The organism is Microbulbifer donghaiensis (genome assembly GCF_900129095.1).
GTDB lineage: Bacteria > Pseudomonadota > Gammaproteobacteria > Pseudomonadales > Cellvibrionaceae > Microbulbifer > Microbulbifer donghaiensis.
Genome location: NZ_FQVA01000001.1, coordinates 1,909,940 through 1,926,392 on the forward strand (window position 1 = coordinate 1,909,940; position 16,453 = coordinate 1,926,392).

At 54.7% G+C, this 16,453-nt stretch carries 19 protein-coding genes; 3 read left to right on the forward strand and 16 right to left on the reverse strand.

All coding sequences use genetic code 11. From position 1 onward, the window contains the following. The first annotated feature begins 149 nt into the window (after positions 1 to 149). Entirely contained in the window at positions 150 to 1,805 is a 1,656-nt protein-coding gene (locus tag BUC36_RS08045) for an alpha-amylase family glycosyl hydrolase (protein ID WP_073273461.1), read from the forward strand. 307 nt (positions 1,806 to 2,112) lie between these two features. Here BUC36_RS08045 and BUC36_RS19355 read toward each other — a convergent pair whose 3' ends face one another. The 12 genes from BUC36_RS19355 to BUC36_RS08095 all read right to left on the reverse strand — a co-directional run bounded on the left by BUC36_RS19355 (position 2,113) and on the right by BUC36_RS08095 (position 10,798). Continuing rightward, positions 2,113 to 2,334 (reverse strand): GDCCVxC domain-containing (seleno)protein, encoded by a 222-nt coding sequence (locus BUC36_RS19355; RefSeq protein ID WP_073274730.1) that lies wholly within the window; start codon positions 2,332 to 2,334, stop codon positions 2,113 to 2,115. A gap of 147 nt (positions 2,335 to 2,481) precedes the next feature. After that, the gene (locus tag BUC36_RS08055) at positions 2,482 to 2,739 is read right to left on the reverse strand and encodes a DUF3185 family protein (RefSeq protein WP_234994926.1); all 258 of its coding nucleotides are present in this window, start codon (positions 2,737 to 2,739) and stop codon (positions 2,482 to 2,484) included. A gap of 101 nt (positions 2,740 to 2,840) precedes the next feature. Continuing rightward, complete coding sequence (locus BUC36_RS08060; RefSeq protein WP_073274732.1) at positions 2,841 to 3,785, reverse strand: carbon-nitrogen hydrolase family protein; 945 nt, start codon at positions 3,783 to 3,785, stop codon at positions 2,841 to 2,843. A 143-nt stretch (positions 3,786 to 3,928) separates the two neighbouring features. Continuing rightward, complete coding sequence (locus tag BUC36_RS08065) at positions 3,929 to 4,321, reverse strand: hypothetical protein (RefSeq protein ID WP_073273466.1); 393 nt, start codon at positions 4,319 to 4,321, stop codon at positions 3,929 to 3,931. Positions 4,322 to 4,415: 94 nt separating this feature from the next. Then, a complete protein-coding gene (locus BUC36_RS08070; protein ID WP_073273468.1) occupies positions 4,416 to 5,030 on the reverse strand; it encodes a LysE family translocator in 615 nt (204 codons plus the stop codon). A 24-nt stretch (positions 5,031 to 5,054) separates the two neighbouring features. Further along, positions 5,055 to 5,663, reverse strand: a complete 609-nt coding sequence (locus BUC36_RS18770) for a hypothetical protein (protein WP_143186912.1) — start codon at positions 5,661 to 5,663, stop codon at positions 5,055 to 5,057. A 125-nt stretch (positions 5,664 to 5,788) separates the two neighbouring features. After that, positions 5,789 to 6,121 carry a hypothetical protein gene (locus BUC36_RS08075; protein WP_073273470.1) on the reverse strand — a complete coding sequence of 111 codons (333 nt, stop codon included), beginning with the start codon at positions 6,119 to 6,121 and terminating at the stop codon, positions 5,789 to 5,791. Between the two features lie 176 nt (positions 6,122 to 6,297). After that, positions 6,298 to 7,176, reverse strand: coding sequence for an IS3 family transposase (locus BUC36_RS19380; protein ID WP_407661773.1), 879 nt, complete (start codon positions 7,174 to 7,176; stop codon positions 6,298 to 6,300). Further along, a complete protein-coding gene (locus BUC36_RS19205) occupies positions 7,137 to 7,466 on the reverse strand; it encodes a transposase (protein ID WP_073273473.1) in 330 nt (109 codons plus the stop codon). Before BUC36_RS19205 ends, BUC36_RS19380 begins: the two co-directional genes overlap by 40 nt. A gap of 91 nt (positions 7,467 to 7,557) precedes the next feature. Beyond that, positions 7,558 to 7,815, reverse strand: coding sequence for a hypothetical protein (locus BUC36_RS18775; protein WP_143186913.1), 258 nt, complete (start codon positions 7,813 to 7,815; stop codon positions 7,558 to 7,560). A gap of 507 nt (positions 7,816 to 8,322) precedes the next feature. Next, positions 8,323 to 8,583: a hypothetical protein gene (locus BUC36_RS08090; protein ID WP_073273476.1), complete on the reverse strand. Its 261-nt coding sequence runs from the start codon at positions 8,581 to 8,583 to the stop codon at positions 8,323 to 8,325. Between the two features lie 511 nt (positions 8,584 to 9,094). Beyond that, positions 9,095 to 10,798, reverse strand: a complete 1,704-nt coding sequence (locus BUC36_RS08095; RefSeq protein WP_073274736.1) for a phytoene desaturase family protein — start codon at positions 10,796 to 10,798, stop codon at positions 9,095 to 9,097. 161 nt (positions 10,799 to 10,959) lie between these two features. Here BUC36_RS08095 and BUC36_RS08100 point away from each other — a divergent pair, with 161 nt between their 5' ends. After that, positions 10,960 to 11,166, forward strand: a complete 207-nt coding sequence (locus tag BUC36_RS08100) for a ParD-like family protein (protein ID WP_073273478.1) — start codon at positions 10,960 to 10,962, stop codon at positions 11,164 to 11,166. After that, complete coding sequence (gene map / locus BUC36_RS08105; RefSeq protein ID WP_073273480.1) at positions 11,159 to 11,941, forward strand: type I methionyl aminopeptidase; 783 nt, start codon at positions 11,159 to 11,161, stop codon at positions 11,939 to 11,941. The genes BUC36_RS08100 and map overlap by 8 nt, the downstream gene beginning before the upstream one ends. 4 nt (positions 11,942 to 11,945) lie before the next feature. Here the strand turns inward: map and BUC36_RS08110 are convergent, their stop codons facing one another. The 4 genes from BUC36_RS08110 to BUC36_RS08125 form a co-directional block, all read right to left on the reverse strand. Then, entirely contained in the window at positions 11,946 to 12,227 is a 282-nt protein-coding gene (locus BUC36_RS08110) for a superinfection immunity protein (RefSeq protein WP_200797208.1), read from the reverse strand. A 60-nt stretch (positions 12,228 to 12,287) separates the two neighbouring features. After that, a complete protein-coding gene (locus BUC36_RS08115) occupies positions 12,288 to 12,884 on the reverse strand; it encodes a hypothetical protein (RefSeq protein ID WP_073273482.1) in 597 nt (198 codons plus the stop codon). Then, complete coding sequence (locus BUC36_RS08120; RefSeq protein ID WP_084535872.1) at positions 12,881 to 13,387, reverse strand: RNA polymerase sigma factor; 507 nt, start codon at positions 13,385 to 13,387, stop codon at positions 12,881 to 12,883. Before BUC36_RS08120 ends, BUC36_RS08115 begins: the two co-directional genes overlap by 4 nt. A 255-nt stretch (positions 13,388 to 13,642) precedes the next feature. Next, a complete protein-coding gene (locus BUC36_RS08125) occupies positions 13,643 to 16,147 on the reverse strand; it encodes a TonB-dependent receptor (RefSeq protein ID WP_073273484.1) in 2,505 nt (834 codons plus the stop codon). Between the last annotated feature and the right edge of the window lie 306 nt (positions 16,148 to 16,453).

Sequence of the window (16,453 nt, forward strand, 5' to 3'; positions counted from 1 at the left end):
GGGCGACCCAACTGCCGAACCCGCCATACCATCCCCCTCCCCCCTCGGCGGGGAGGAGGAAGCCCACCATTGGCTACTTCATACTCACCCTATCCTTAACAGGAGTGGGCCCCGCCCGCGATCTCGAATAATGAAATAGGCAGTAACCTATGAGTGGCAAGACCATCAGCGACAACAACGGGGAATGGTGGCGCAACAGCGTTATCTACCAGATCTACCCGCGCAGCTTCTGCGACGCCAATGGCGATGGCGTGGGTGACCTGCGGGGCATCACCCAGAAGCTCGACTATGTGCAGTCCCTCGGTGTGGACGCCATCTGGATCTCGCCGTTCTTCAAGTCGCCGATGGCGGACTTCGGCTACGACGTGGCCGATTACCGCGATGTGGATCCGATCTTCGGCAATCTGCAGGATTTCGACCAGCTGATCGAGGCGGCCCATACGCGCGACCTCAAGGTCATCATCGACCAGATCCTCAGCCACTCCTCCGACCAGCACCCCTGGTTCGAGGAGAGCCGCTCCAGCCGCGACAACCCCAAGGCCGACTGGTATGTGTGGGCCGATCCCAAGCCGGATGGCAGCGCGCCCAACAACTGGATGTCCAACTTTGGCGGCAGCGCCTGGCGCTGGTGCACCCGCCGCCGCCAGTACTACCTGACCAACTTCCTGAAAGAGCAGCCGGACCTGAACCTGCACAATCCGGAAGTCCAGGAGCAGCTGCTGGCCGACCTGAAGTTCTGGCTCGACCGCGGCGTCGACGGCTTCCGCCTGGACGCGATCAATCACGCCTTCCACAACCGTTCTCTGCAGGACAACCCGGCGCGACCGCTGGAACTGGACGAGAAGGGCCTGCCACCGGTCAACACCTATCACTACCAGTGGCATATCCACGACAAGTCGCAGCCGGAAAACCTGGTATTCCTGCAGCGCGTACGCGAACTGCTGGACCAATACCCCGGCACCATGACCGTGGGCGAAGTGGGCGACGACAACACCCACAAGATCATGGCCGAGTACACCACCGGCGAACGCCTCAACATGGCCTACTCCTTCGATCTGCTGACTGAAGAGAGCAGCGCCGATTTCCTGCGCAACACGCTGGAGAAGAACCGCGAAGTGATCGATCAGGGCTGGCCCTGCTGGTCTATCAGCAACCACGACGTGCCCCGCTCCATCACCCGCTGGAACAAGGGCTTCGATACCGAACAGGCCTTGGCCCGCGCGCCGCTGTTCCTGCTGATGCAGCTGACGCTGCGCGGCAGCGTCTGCCTGTACCAGGGCGAAGAGCTGGGCCTGCCGGAGGCGGACATCGCCTTCGAAGACCTGCAGGACCCCTATGGCATCAACCTGTGGCCGGAATTCAAGGGCCGCGACGGTTGCCGCACGCCGATGCCCTGGGTGAACCACGGCGAGATCAACGCCGGCTTCTCCAAGGTCAAGCCCTGGCTGCCGGTACCGGAAGAGCACCATCACAAGGCGGTCAGCGTGCAGGAGGGCGACAGCCACTCGATGCTGAACCAGTTCCGCACGGTCATCGGCTGGCACAAGCAGCTGTCGCCGGCGCTCGCCACCGCGGCACAGGAAGTAGTGGATACCGGTAACGATCTGCTGGTGTTCTTCCGCCGCACGGAAGAAGAAGTCTATTTCGTCGCCCTGAACCTGGGTAAAAACGCGGCGAGCTTTACGCTGCCGGCGGAGTTTACCGGTGCCGAAGACATCACCCCGCAACTGTTCGGCGGCGCGCGCGACGGCGACAAACTGGAATTGCCGGTGGCCGGTGCACGGGTACTGCACCTGAAGAAATAATCCATTTGCAGGATGGGCAAAGCGCAGCGTGCCCATCCTGCCAGATAACAACTACCGGAAAGAAAGTCAGAAGTTTTAGAAACATCCCGGTGCCAGAACCGCCATTCGTCCACCGGGGTGTTTCGCCCTATCAACCCCCAAGTAGCTTGCGTACGTCTACCTCTCCTTTCGACGTCTGCTTCTCTCGCCGGCCACTGGCCGGCTTTTTTTATTCTGCTGGCGGCGCCGCAATGAACTAGGGCACAAAGCTGGCGTTACGAAGCCCCACGATGCGAATGGTGCCTATACCCCCTACTCGATAGGTTCGCTATTGACCCGAGTCACAACACCCCTCCCCTTCCTGAATTGGAGGGCAGGGCACTGTGCCGAACGAACAGAACACACAGCAATCACCCATCTTCGGCTTCAGCAGGGCATGGCAGGCCTCGCACTCATAAAAATACTGGCAGGCATCCGTCGGCATAATTTCTGTTTTTCGATGACCACATTCCGGACAGGTAATCGTCGACTCCAAAATGACTGCCACCATCTTCGCCTCCCCCTCGCATGATTGAACGGCCCGCCTGAAACTCTCAAGCCACTGAAAGACCAAGCCACAGGCCAGCGACACGTGTCGCCTCGCGCGTTGCTCTACCTGATACCTGAACTCACTGCTCGGACTGCCCCCAGCAGCCCCTTACTTCAATTTGAGGATACCGATTATCAGTGAGATAGCCCCGCCCACCATACCGACCCAAGCCTCAATGGGTGTATCACCACTGATCGCCCTGCTGATCTGCGAGCCGGCTGAATCATAAACACTGTAACCCCACGCCATCAGAGCGGCGCCCGCGATGATAAGCACAATACCCAGATATTTTTTCTTCATAGTTAACTCGACACTTCTTGTTTGAATTGAAAAAAAGACTTTCTTTTTAGCCTTGATCAGACTCAAATTTTACGATGGTGAGACATCCACTATTTGCGGGCAAGCCTTATGTATAACGCCCGTAACAGCGGTGAGCAACTTATCGCGAGCTCTGCTGTGGGCGTCTGTTAACTCTCATTTGTAATGTGAATTGTTGATTGCCTTTCTTTATTGATCGACAGTTTAAAAACATCTGGGCGAGCATAATGACCCGCAACATCTAATGCTCGTTTAGATTTAACAGCTTTATCGACATCAATATCTAAAAAAAGATGACCTTTTTCTTTTGTTAACGGACCAGCAACAATCTCGCCGCCAGGCGCTACAATAAGTGAGTCTCCAGGGTTGATCCAGTTTTCATTCTCTGGGTATAACTTATCAATATTCGGAAAATTTTCAGGCAAGTCTGAACGCTCAAGCGCCACACCGCAACATAAAACCCAGCATCGGCCTTCACGTGCTATATGCTGCATAGTGCCTACCGAAGCTTCGCCACTGTCATAGGTCGGCGCAATATAAATCTCTACCCCTTGAGCGTATAAAGCATAACGCGCTAATGGCATAAAATTCTCCCAACAAATTAGCGCACCTAACTTTCCTACTGACGTATCAACAACATTAAGGCCATTGCCATCACCAGCCCCCCAAACCATTCTTTCTGGATTCGTTGGCATGAGCTTACGATGATGATTAATAACTACACCATCCGAACCAATAGTTACGACAGAATTATATAGAGTCGAACAACTATTTTGGGAATCACGCTCATTAATTCCGCAGACAACTACCGTTTTCGTTGTAGCTGCAATATCTTGAAGTGGCTTGAGATCGTCTGCGCTTAAATCTATGGAGTTATCGAGAAGTCGCGAGTGTAAATCTTCATTAATCCCCCAATCCCCACCAGGCCTCAGCCGCCAAATCCACGCTGGATATCCAGATATAAAAGCCTCAGGAAAAACAACGAGTTCCGCCCCATCAGCTGATACTTTTTGGATAATTTCAACTGCTTTCTTGATCGTTCCTTTTTTATCAAGAATACAGGGAGCCTCTTGAATAATTGCAACTTTAGTCATAAGCCTAATTTCCTTGATGTGGATGAACAGAAAGTTAACGCCGAGCTCAGGGACAGCTTTCTTTAGGCGGATCCTTTTGCGAATTGCGAGCACAGCGATCTGCAAAAAATGTGCATAAAGTCAGTTACCCCCGGAACGACCAGTTATACACCCCCTCGATCGCGCCTTCTACGCTGATAATATACGCCAAGATATGCTCCAAGCAATGAAGACATGACCAGGCTGATACCATACAAAATCTTCAGATAGAATGGGACATCCGAAAAATTTAGCAATCCGAATAGAATGAATGAGGGAAGAACTTGAAAGAAAGAAAATAAAAACCCACTCTTTGAGAAGAATAGGCCTGTTAAAAATCCAAGAATAAAAAATACAATGTGGAACGGACGGAAGAAAAACTGAGCTAAATCACCGAAGGTGTTTGAGATATAGATAGAAACCTGCTGCGCCCTATAGATAAGTTCTGGCCATGAAATCCATAAGATAACTATAGAAACACCTATCGCTAAGTGGATGAGTGCTAGAAATCCTTTCATTTTTCTACTCTACAATTATTTTAGAGCTTTTTGTGCATAACGCCCCGCGGAGGTCCAAAGCGGGTTAGGTTCCCGGTCAGATGCAGCAATTTGGTTAACCCCTTGCCGCTACGTAGAGGCCGCTGCCTACGAGCAATGCTCCAGAGCCTGCTTTAAGTGTGCGTGAGCTTTTGGAACTAGAGTAAACAGAATTTGCTTTATGAGCTAGGTAGGCATACCCGAACATAACGCTGCCTACAGAAACCGTGGCGATTAGATACAGTAAAGCTGCGTCTAGGACTGCGATGCTAGATAGATCTAGAAGGGCAGGAAAGAAGCTGAGGTAAAACAGAATGGCCTTAGGGTTGCTAAGAGTTGTAACTAGACCTGCAAAGAAACTGGCGCTGTGTTTAGGATCTTGAATATCTCTGGCATGGCCAGAGATTGAACTTGACGTGATGAGTGAGATTCCAAGCCAGATTAAATACGCAGCGCCTAGGTATTTGAGTACAACGAACAATTCTCCGAGTGCACTTGAGAGTGTGGCTAGACCAAGAAGGGCAAGACTAATAAATGCAAAGTCGCCGGCTACGATTCCTGCGGCTGTAGAAAGTCCATGACGCAGGCCTGCCGTAGCTGATCTTGCAGTTACAGTTAGAACGCCTGGCCCAGGTATTAGGGCTAAAACAACCATTGATATGAATAGTGCTAAGGAAGTGGTAAGTGTCACGATCTTTCTCTAAGGGTTAACGCCTCAAGAAGGTGCGCCGGTTACAGCGTCCCGCTTACTTGATTTGCTGGCCTTGTCTTTAAGCAGGACGAAGCTTGTTTTTAGTGGTATCACAATACCGGCCACATTGTCTTTTAAAGTAACTTCTACCACCCATTCTCCGGAAGGATCTGCAGGCTCGCCTACATACTCAATGACGGCCTGTGATAGATATACATGCAGGCGCTCACCTAATAATTCGCCAGTAGCACAGGGTATATTCTTTTGATTTACTGAATCAGCACCATCAGGGCGAGCTACTCGGATATTACAACTTATATTTATCACGCCTTTTTCATCAGGTAATGGATTACCGTAGAAGGTGAGAATGGTTAACTTTTGCCCCAAGGATACTTCCTTTGCCTCTGAAAAGTACGGAACATGATCGCTTGGAGTATTCCACTTATCCCACCAATCTAAATCTGGAGTTACAACGAGCCAGCCGCCGAAGCCAGAAATACTTTTCATTGAATCTGTATTCTTGGCAGAAGATCCGTCGCGATTAATCCATGTGAACTCATCACCAACCACATATTCCTCAGCTTTGAGAAATTGTGACATCACGATGGTGAAAATTAAGATGACGTACCTCATGTACTCTCCTAGGGGCTAACCCGAGCTCTGGGGCAGCCTGCTTTATACAGATTTTATGCGAAAATGCGAGTGCAGCGAGCCGCATAAAATGTGCATAAAGTAGGCTGTTCCTCAGCAGCGAATTGTTAGATTTTTACGTCAATATTTTGGATGTGCAAGCAAGGCATAATACTTACACTACCGTCATCGTGAACAACAGGATCTGGGGTGTAGGCGGCGGTAAACTTACTACCATTTAGAAACCCTGATGTCGCTGCCACCTGAAATAGCGCCTTCCCAGGAAACTCTTTCTCCGATACATATTTCATGATGGGAATACTATTTTTTCCTTTGGAAAACTGAACTCCTTGAATACTCCAGCCTTCATATCGTAGCGGCGCCAAAATCATGAGATAGCCCACTTCTGTTTCAGATGGCTTCTTGCCGAATTCAAAGCTGACTTCAATTGGTATTTCCATCCCGCATGCATATACACAATTGGACAAAAATAGGAAGATAGTTAGTAAGAATCTCAAGCCTCTCTCCAAAATCTAACGCCCACAGGCGGGGCGGCCGAAGCGTAGCATAGGCCGTCCCGCAGAGGCCCCGCCAAGAGCCGGCGGGGACTTAACCCGCTTTTGCACACACCATGTTGTTAGCAATTGATTTTATACTCGAATTCATGCGGTGATACATACCCAATAGACGAGTGCGACCTCTGGGTATTGTAGTAGCGCATATATTCAGTCACTGTCGATCTGAGCTGTTTTGCGGTATCGATCGCCTGTCGCTTAATTCTCTCAGTCTTGAACTGGTGAAAGAATGACTCCATGAACGCATTGTCATTCATGTTCTTTACTCGATTCATACTTTGAGTAATTCCGTAGCGCCGCAGCCGCTCACGGTACTGACCCGACAAGTACTCGCTGCCGCGATCAGAGTGAAATATGAGCTCTCGGTGGTGCCCACGGTTTCGTACAGCCCTGTCGATACTGGACAACGTCAGCGAGACATCCCTACGATCACTCAGTGACCAAGAGACAACCTTCCTGCTGTAACGATCCATGACTACCGATAGATACTGCCAGCTACCGTCCCCGAGTTTTATATATGTAACGTCACCCACCCAGAGCTGATTAGGGCGTGTCAACTTGATGCCCTCTATCTTGCATTTAATCCCATAGACATGTCTGTACGTGCCGGGCCGAGCCGTGTAAATCCTCGATTTTACTGCCCTGAGGCCGTGATTTCGCATGATTCTGGCAACTCGCTTCTGACCGACGTTAATCCCCTTCTTTTTCAGTTCTTGGGTAATTTTAGGGCTGCCATAGCAGCCATCGTGCCGGTTAAAAATCGATCTTATGTGTACAAACAGCTCACTATCTTCATGCCGACGCTCACATACACCTCGGCGACGCCAGGAATTGTAACCATCTCGGGTGACACCATAGATCCGGCACATCATAGCAATGCTGTGCCTCTCCCTGTTTTGATCTATGAACTCGAAGATTTCCCTTTTTGTTGTAAAGAGAATTGGATGGCTTTTTTTAAAAGGGCATGCTCTTCCTGGAGCAGGTTGTGTTCCCGCTCCAGCTTCCTGAGACGTTTCAGCTCGGATTTAATCTCAGGATCTATCTGTATGTCTTTCTTCTTGGCCATGATCTGCCCCCGCCGCATCTCCATGCGCCAACGATAAAGCATCACTTCATGGATATCGAGAGCTTCAGCCACATGCTTGGCTAGAACACCAGGAATCTCAGTTAGCGAGACTGCTGTTGCCTTGAAATCGTCGTCGTAACGGTTGTAACGCGTTCTTCGTCCCATAGGACACCTCCAGATCAGTTAGATGGAGGTGTGTGCAAAAGCGGGTTAGGTTCCGGCCTCCGTGCTGCTGTTTGTTATGTGTGTTGTACACTTAAAATTGCCCTGCGCCAAACAAGCCACCCACAACTAAAGCAGCAAGACCAACGGCACTGCACAAAAAACCTTGGTTATTGCCACTATAGTCTTCTAGGTAGACAGCTTGCTTTGAGGAAGGATATTTTCCGAGAGTGACCAGCTTACAGATAGGCCAGCCAACCCAGTAGCAGATAGTTCCGAAGAATATTTCTGCCAGGAAATACCCTATACCCCGAAAAAATCCCTTCCCAATTTCTCCGATTAAATCATCCATAACTTCATTCTTCGATTACACATAACGCTCGGCTTTGAGGCGGGCTTGGAGCCGCGACGCGGCGGAAAGGCCGTCCCAGCCCCGAAAGCGCGATAACAGCCGCTTGTTAAGGATTTAGCTCCCACCAAATAGCCCGCTTATCGCAGACGACACAAGAACAAGTACAACAATCGGAGTAACCCCCATAACCAACCCAGACTGGACCAGAATACTACTAGCTGGCTTTTTGGCGATTTTACCGTAGGCGCACAGCACTATTCCGGAAACAAGAAAGAACAGCAATGCTGGCCATGCACTAACCGAATGTAGAGCTACAACCAAAAAAATAAGAGCAAGAAGAAAAATCCGTTTGTACATTCTTAGATCCTTAACGCCCACAGCAGGGGCGGCTTACTTTGCGCACTTTATGCGCGAAAATGGGAGCGCAGCGACCCGCGCATAAAGTGCGCAAAGTAAGACGTCCCGCGGAGGCCCCGCCAGGGGCCGGAGCCTCGCTGCCTGTGTTTGTTATGCTTTTGCACCTGCATCGAAGTCCTTAATTAACTTCGCGGCAGCTTTGCAACCAATATCTTCAAAGTTCAAAGATACGGTTTCTGTGGGATTTTCTAGCTCAATTGGCTCAATTTCCTTCTCGCAGAAACTATTCACCAATTTTGCTGCATCAGCAAGAGAACCATCCTTGATTTTCATATTGAAGGTAGACTCGGCGAAAGAGTTACCGGATGCAGCCAGCAGCAAAGCAAAAGCACTAGAAGCTATAGATTTCATATTATTTTCCTTTCTTAGTTGGATTTTGAACGCTCTAGGAGCATAACATTTGTATCGTAGTCCTGAGGACCGATATCCCAACGACTATGATTTCAAAATCAAATTCTCGCCAGATTGGCTTCTAGACCAAAAATGGTCAAGCCTTCAGGGAAATTGGCTCGATGGTACCAGCCAGACAAAACGGTCCTAACGACACATATCCCATATTTTGCTGGATCCTCTAACCCTCTGATTTCTATTGGTTTTCACCTGCTTTCTGTAGGGGCCCAGAAATATGCGTCGTCGGGACTGGAATCTCAACTGGATTCTAGTCACCTTTCACTATGGCGGGCTGGTGGCTACTGATTACTTTTGGCGTGCGGCTTCGATAAGTGTGAGCCAGACGCCGCTTCCTTTCGTAATACGATTTATTGGAGGACGGGGATCGCGTGGTCTGAACTCTATCGCTCGGCACAAACGCAGTGCATCCACACGGAGTGCCGTGGATGAACAGAGGGGAAGGCGCGGGTTCTTAGAGAGAACCCGGCACCTGCTCAGGCCTTTTTGCGACTTTCGCAGAGTGCTTGGCATTAGCAAAAATTCTACGGATCAGTGGCAGCCCTTTTCGCAGGCCGAGAATGCTCTGGGCGGATATCAGGCCGGCAAACATGGCTCCGGCGACACCACAACTCATGATGTCCTGGCCGGTCAAGTAGAGACCCTTGATGCGGGTCTTGGGGCGCAGCCAGCGCTGCTCGAAGCGGTTCGGGTCGTGGTCCAGCCCGTAAATCTCGCCGCGGGGATAGAAGCAGAAATAATCGGTCGACAGCGGCGTGGACAGTTCGCAGTAGTCGACCTGCCCGCGCAGTTGGGGAAAGTGTTTGTACAGGTGTTCGAGTAGGCGCTGGCTGAATTTTTCCTTGAGCGCCTCGTAGTCTTCGCCGCGCTTGCCCCACGCCTTGTCGTGCCACTCGGCGAACCACTCGTACTTGCCCGGCGCGACGATTTCGATGGTGGCGCGGCCGGGGTAGCGCTGGTTGAAACTCGGATCCTTCGCGGACGGGAAGGAAATATAGACCAGGGGAATTTCCGCTTCGCTGTCGGCGAGGAATTTCTCCACCTCGCCTTCGTAATCCTCACTCGGGTACAGCCAATAGTTGGTTTTCGGCAGGCCCAGCTCTTCCGCCGTTTTCTGCAGGCCGATATACAGGCAGACGTGCGCCATCGACGGCTGCACCGTTTGCAGGTCGCGGTCGTAGCCGGCGCGCTCGCTGGCGCTCTGTGGCAGGAGTTTTTCGAAGGTGTTGAAGACACCAGCTCCCGATACCACTAACGGCGCTTCGATCTCGGTGCCGTCCGCCATGCGCACGCCGCGCACCCGGTTGCCATCGAGCAGGATGGTCTCCACCTGCGCATAGGTGAACACCTCGCCGCCGCCGGACTGTACCTGCGGGATGATCGTTTCGGCCATCTTGCTGGCGCCGCCAACCGGGTAGTAACCGCCGTACAGGTAGTGTTTCACGATCAGCGCGTGAATGATGAAGCTGCCGGTTTTGGGCGTCATGCCGTTGTCGCCCCACTGGCCGGTCAGTACCGCGATCAGCTTTTCGTTGTCGGTGAGTTCGCGCAGCACTTCGTAGGTCGTCTTGTTCAGCCATGCCGGCTCGCGCAGTTTGCGCCACAGTCTGATCCCCGGCCCGCACCAGCGCGGCAGCAGCTTCTCCATCGTCAGCAGCGGCATCGCCTTGGCCACCGCATTCACTCGATGCAGGTACTCCTCGATGGTGCGTTCTTCGCCGGGGAAGCGCCGCACCAGTTCCGCGACAAATTCGTCGCGCCCGGCACGCAGGTCGTATTGCTCGTCACCGATACAGATGCGGTCGTAGGTCTGGTCCATCGGCGCCCAGTGCAGCTTGCCGGCGGAGAGGAAATCGAACAGCTGGCGGGTCATGGTCGGGTGCTCGCCGACATCGCCGATGTAGTGGACGCCCACATCCCACTCGTAGCCGTTGCGGTCGTAGGCATGGGTGAAGCCACCTGCGGTGTAGTGCTGCTCCAGCACCAGCACCTTTTTGCCGCAGGCACTCAACATCGCCGCAGTGGTCAGGCCGCCGATACCGGAACCGATTACGACGACATCGTAGGGTCCCTCGACGCGACTGGGGCGGTAGCGCCGACCGATGCGCAGGCGACTGGGTTTGGGCGCACTGCGCGGGGATTCTGTTGACTCCACCATGAGAAGCTCACCGTTGTTGCTGTTGTTATCGCTCAACCATAGCGCCGCGCAACGCCATATGCAACAAATTGCATATTAAGGTTTCGAGATGCCGGTCGCAGTCTTTGCGCCGTATGTACACTTTATATATGATTCATATATTCATATTGAGGCGCTCACCGATGGGCATAGTGAAAATTTCCGAAGACCTGCACGACGAAATTCGCCAGGCGAGTTCCGCCATGGCGCGCTCGATCAACGCCCAGGCAGAATTCTGGATCAAGATCGGCATGCTGGCGGAGCTCAACCCGGAACTCAGTTACAACCAGCTGTGCAAAAAGCTGCTGCGCGCGCAGACACCGATGCTGAAAGAGCTGATCCGTGAGTGACATCAAAATAAAGACGGCCCGCGAGCAGGCGCTGATGCGCAAATCCGGCCAGCTGCTGGGCAGGGTCTTTGCGATGCTGGACGACTTTATCGCCCCCGGTATTTCCACCATGCAGATCAACGACAGGGTAGAAGATTTTATCGTCCGCGAACTGCGTGCCAGGCCAGCCAGCAAGGGCCAGTATGGCTATCCCTATGCGTTGAATACCTCTGTCAATGAGGTGATCTGCCACGGTATGCCACGGGAGTCTCAATGGCTGGCACACGGGGATATCGTCAACGTGGACATCACACTGGAAAAATCCGGCTATATCGCCGACTCCAGCAAAATGTATCTGATCGGCAGCGTTTCGCCGGCGGCAAAGCGGTTGGTACAGACGACTTACGAGGCTATGTGGGCCGGCATCGACGCGGTCAGGCCCGGCGCGACGCTCGGCGATATCGGCCACGCGATACAGGCCCACGCGGAGGGCCGCGGCTACAGCGTCGTGCGGGAATACTGCGGCCACGGCATAGGCCGGGAGATGCACGAGGCGCCGCAGGTACTGCACTACGGCCGCCGCGACAGCGGCACGGTATTGGAGGAAGGTATGACCTTCACCATAGAGCCGATGATTAACCAGGGCAGCCGCCGCACCAAAACGAAAAAAGACGGCTGGACCGTAGTCACCCGCGACGGCAAGCTGTCGGCACAGTGGGAGCACACGGTCCTGGTTACCGCTGCGGGCTGCGAAGTGCTAACCATGAGGAACGAAGAAGCACCCCGCAGTTCGTAGCTATTCAGTTCCGCGGCTGGGCCGCGGGTTCCGCTTCTTTCCGGGCCCGCATTTTTCCGGTCACCGCCCAGGCCAGCAGTGCGAACCACACCACCCAGGAAGCGATGGCGGGAATATTGGCGAGGAAAATCTTGCCCAGGTGGCGGCGATTGAAGAAGAGCGCGGCAATTGCGGGCAGGAACCACACGGCTAAAAAGAAGAGCGCGAACAGCACACCCTTGGCCAGCCCCATATTGCTGAAGGCATCGATAAAACTAGTCAGCATCTGCTCGAAATCGGTAAACATTTTTAATTCCCTCGAAATTTTCCTGATTCGAGTCCTACAGTCCCGACCGAGTGCATTTCCTTACAGAAAGTTTTCGCTATTCTGCTGCAGCTCGCTGAACACTCTCCGCTCGCGCTTGCAGCGCAGCCAGACAAACAGGCTCCAGCCACCGAGTACCGCTGTGACTCCCAGAATCGTGGCGAGCGCACGCACTGAAACGAAGCTGAACGACGCCTCGATGACATCGAATCTTGCCAGCAGCTCCCAGCCGGCAAAAATTGCCAGTTCGACGGCGTATAGCAACCAGGCAAAGCGAATCGCCTGGCGATGTCTCTCGATGCGCAGCAGCGCCAGTTCGATGTAAGCCTGTGCCGATTCTTCCGGCGGACACCAGAGTCCGCGGCGATTGGCTGTGGAAAAGCCCACGGCCCAGGCTACCAGGGCGAAAACCACCAGCAGCCATAAAACGCCGTTCGTATTCCGGTTTTCGACCGCAAACCAGATTGCATAGGTGCAGAGCGCTATGGCGACCAGCCATTCCAGCACCGCACCGATCCGCATACGCCGCTCCTGGCGGCGCACCCTGCGGCGCATTTCATCGGGTATCGGCGCCTCGGCGGGCTGCCTGCGCCACAAATTCTCCAGCGTTTGCCACTGCTCTTCTTTTGCGGATTTCACTTTCCTCTCCCTCCACCCAGGCGAGTACTGAGACGCTCGCGTGCGCGATTCAGGCGCACGGCAACATTGGACTCGCTGACCCCCAGAACTTCGGCGATCTCCGCATAGCTGAGCCCTTCGAGGCGCAGCGTCAGCGTCTGCCGCAGCCCCAGCGGCAACTGCTGCACGGCCCGCACCAGCCGCTCGGCATCGCGCAGGTCCTGCAACTGCTGCTCCGGTCCGGGGGCGTTATCTTCAATGGTCTCCAGTTCGCCCGCACCGCCGTGCGCGGTGCGCCGCCGCGCAAGCTCGGTGACGCTGCGGTTGTGGGCGATGCGGAAGATAAAGGTCTTAAGGCTGGCCTCGCCGCGGAAAGACGGCAGCGCGCGCCATACCGCCAGCCAGATTTCCTGCACCAGGTCATCGCGCTCGGCGGTACTGCGCACATAGCTGCCGGCGACCCGGGTAACCCCCGCGCCGCAATCGGCCATGGCTTGTTGGAACAGGCGATCGCGCGCGTCCACCGGACTCTCCACTGATGATTGAGAGTACTGTATCGGCAGGGCAAAAAAACTTACACAAATTTTGAGACTGGAATGGACAGCTAACAGTGCCGGTATTGAGCCTCGAGCAGCCATCCCTGGCGCCCCTAATTCGCGTTCGCTCAAGCCCCGGCCCCGCCATCCATGGCGGGTCGCCAAGGCGCGCACAAAGCTGCGCTTTGTTTCCGCGCGCCTTGGCCCTGCAAGCAGGCTCCTACATTCTGTGCTCTAGCAGGGCTAGAAGTTGTAACGCACCTCGGCACCGTAAGAGCGCGGCTCGGAAATGGACGTATAGGGAGTGCCGAACACATCCAGGGTGCGACCGCTGGGGATAGCCGCGCGCTCGTTGTCGAGCAGGTTGCGACCCCACAGCGCCAGCTCATAGTTGCCGCCGCCGCTTTGCCAGGCAATGCGGCCGTTCAGGCGCTTGTCATCCTCACCCACGCCGTCTATCGCGCTGAAACTGGCCAGATATCCCGGCTCCAGTTCATCGGTATTCTCGGCGTAGATGTAGTCCATGTGGACGTTGATGGACCCCAGCGGAATCGCCGGCGCCCAGTCCATGGCCAGGGTGTAGGCGGTATTGACCGAGGATTTCTCGCGCTCATTCTGCAGCTCGCCCTCGGCGTCGTAGAAGGGATTCCACTTGGACTCCTCATCCCGCACTGTTGTCACCAGCCCGAGACGCAGGGTATCCAGCGGCAGCCAGTCGACGGTCACCTCGATACCGTTGAACTGCTGATCGCCGTTGATAACCCGGGGCAGTGCGTTGGCGGAACCCGGTGGTTTGCTCTCCACGCTGCGCTGGCGGTTGTCGACGGTCATGTCGAAGTAGCTTACCTGCAGCCGCAGGTTGTCGAGCAGATCGCCCTTCACGCCCAGTTCGATATTGTCGACTTCCTCCGGCTCGATCGGTGTATCTGCGGTGAGCAGGTTCAGTGAATCGAAGCCACCGGACTTGTAACCAGTGGAATAGGACAGGAAGGCCATCGCGCTTTCGCTAAAGTGATACTGGCCGACGAGCCGGCCGGTGGTAGCGCTCCACTCCTCACGCGCCTCGCGCACGCCCTGCCCCACGTTGTAGTCGTCGGCAGTTGAGAAAATCACCTCTTCGACACCGGGGCGGATCCTGTGGAAATTGGTACCCGGTGTCAGCCAGCTGAAGGACTTTTCGTCGGTGCTGTAACGCAGGCCGGCGAGCACATTGATCTTGTCGGTCAGGGCGTAATCCATGTCGAAATACAGGCCCCAGTTGGTGAAGTCACCCTCGTTCTCGACCCGCTCGTTCCAGTGCTGGCCGGCGAATGAGGGGCCGAACAACATGCCGGTGCCGAGCACGTTGTAGGCGATCGCATCGTAGTAGTCGTCCACTTGTGGCAGCGGGCCGGCGAGCCCCATGGCCGGTGCGATCAGCGAGGTAAAGGTGGCCCAGTCGTCCGGCTCCCACAGGTGGTCGACGCTGTCCAGCGCCGCCAGTGCCTGACCCGCGGCCATATCGCCGATGCCCCCGTCACCGGGGAAACCGCCGACCGACAGCGCCGCGCCGCCGGCAATCTGCGCGCGCAGTTCCGGGTTGTTGACGATATCGCCGGTGACCAGCCGCGTCACCGCACTGGCCGTGGAGGTGACATCGGTGCTCTGGTAGATGTTCTCGCGGGAGTAGTTGGCCCCCATCACCGCGGTCACTTTGTCGCCGGTGAAATTGATCTGCAGTTCGTGGTAGCTGATATCCGAGTCGAAGATATTATTGGTATCCAGGTAGCGGCTGATATCGGCCGTGCCGTCCTCCTCTTCGCGGTTGCTGGTTTCCCACTGGCGGTAGCTGGATACCCACTTCAGGCTCCAGGCATCACTGAAGCTGTGCATCAGCTTGGCATTGACGGCCGACATGGAGCGCGTTTCCTCACCGCCCATCACATCATTTTCCACCTTGCCGGCGAAGGGATCGAGGCTGTAACTGTAGGGACTGACGCCGATGGCCTGACGCGGCGCATTGTCGACCTCATCCCAGTCGTAGGAGAGCTGCGCCGAGGTCTTGTCGCTGATATCCCACCACGCGGACACGCGTCCGGTCAGGATATCTTCCGAGCCCGAGTCCACCCCGCCGGGAAAAATGTTGTCCACATAGCCATCGCGCCGGTAACTCATCAGGTTGCCGCGCAGGAAGACGTTGTCGGTCACCGGCGCGTTGACCATGCCCTCGAACTGCTGCAGGCCATAATTGCCGAGACGCGCGGACACAAAGGCATCGAACTCGGCCTCGGGCCGGTTCGGCACCATATTGACCGTGCCGGCGGCGGCATTGCGCCCGAACAGCGTCCCCTGCGGGCCCTTGAGTATTTCCACCCGCTGCATATCCGCAAACGACATCGAGGTCGCGGGGCTGGGTACATAGGCGTCGTCATAAAATACCGCTACCGAGGGATCGCCGCCGGCGCTGATGCTGGGACTCTCGATACCGCGAATTCTCAGACCGGATTGGGTGACGCTGGAGCCGGCTTCGAAGCCGGGGACATAGTCGGCCATGTCGCTCAGCTTGAGCGCGTTGGTGTTTTCCATATCGGCGCTGGAGAAGGTGTCTACGGTCACCGGCACCTCGAGCGCGTTCTGCTCGCGCTTCTGCGCGGTTACCGTGACTTCTTCCAGCGCGAGTTCTTCGGCAAATGTCGGGGTACTTAAACTGCCGACAATAGCCACAGCCAGCGCGAGGGGATGCCGCACAACCAGTTTGGTTTTGCTCATCGTTCTCTCCGTTCAGTTATTGTTTTTTTCTGCGCGGCATATGCGCGCAGCTGGAGAACGACAAATAAATAACGAAGCTGATACGCCCGAGGCGGCGTAGCGGGTACTGCTGCGAAATTCGTTATTATTTTCTCCGTCAGTTATTTCGAAACAGCATTCTGAAATTAGCACAGGGTTTTTGCCCTGACTAGACGTTCGTACCAACCAAGCAAATTGCTTGTTCCAATTAGCGGATCGCATACCCGCTACAGCCCCGCTTCCGCAGTTGCGCTAAACTGGCGCAAGATTGCCGCCAGTCCTTTACTG

Bases quoted from the DNA above. Each gene is read 5' to 3' on its own strand.
- BUC36_RS08045 (WP_073273461.1), top strand. From the start codon at position 150: ATGAGTGGCAAGACCATCAGCGACAACAACGGGGAATGGTGGCGCAAC.
- BUC36_RS19355 (WP_073274730.1), bottom strand. From the start codon at position 2,334: ATGGTGGCAGTCATTTTGGAGTCGACGATTACCTGTCCGGAATGTGGT.
- BUC36_RS08060 (WP_073274732.1), bottom strand. From the start codon at position 3,785: ATGACTAAAGTTGCAATTATTCAAGAGGCTCCCTGTATTCTTGATAAA.
- BUC36_RS08065 (WP_073273466.1), bottom strand. From the start codon at position 4,321: ATGAAAGGATTTCTAGCACTCATCCACTTAGCGATAGGTGTTTCTATA.
- BUC36_RS18770 (WP_143186912.1), bottom strand. From the start codon at position 5,663: ATGAGGTACGTCATCTTAATTTTCACCATCGTGATGTCACAATTTCTC.
- BUC36_RS08075 (WP_073273470.1), bottom strand. From the start codon at position 6,121: ATGGAAATACCAATTGAAGTCAGCTTTGAATTCGGCAAGAAGCCATCT.
- BUC36_RS19205 (WP_073273473.1), bottom strand. From the start codon at position 7,466: ATGGGACGAAGAACGCGTTACAACCGTTACGACGACGATTTCAAGGCA.
- BUC36_RS18775 (WP_143186913.1), bottom strand. From the start codon at position 7,815: ATGGATGATTTAATCGGAGAAATTGGGAAGGGATTTTTTCGGGGTATA.
- BUC36_RS08090 (WP_073273476.1), bottom strand. From the start codon at position 8,583: ATGAAATCTATAGCTTCTAGTGCTTTTGCTTTGCTGCTGGCTGCATCC.
- BUC36_RS08095 (WP_073274736.1), bottom strand. From the start codon at position 10,798: ATGGTGGAGTCAACAGAATCCCCGCGCAGTGCGCCCAAACCCAGTCGC.
- BUC36_RS08100 (WP_073273478.1), top strand. From the start codon at position 10,960: ATGGGCATAGTGAAAATTTCCGAAGACCTGCACGACGAAATTCGCCAG.
- BUC36_RS08110 (WP_200797208.1), bottom strand. From the start codon at position 12,227: ATGTTTACCGATTTCGAGCAGATGCTGACTAGTTTTATCGATGCCTTC.
- BUC36_RS08125 (WP_073273484.1), bottom strand. From the start codon at position 16,147: ATGAGCAAAACCAAACTGGTTGTGCGGCATCCCCTCGCGCTGGCTGTG.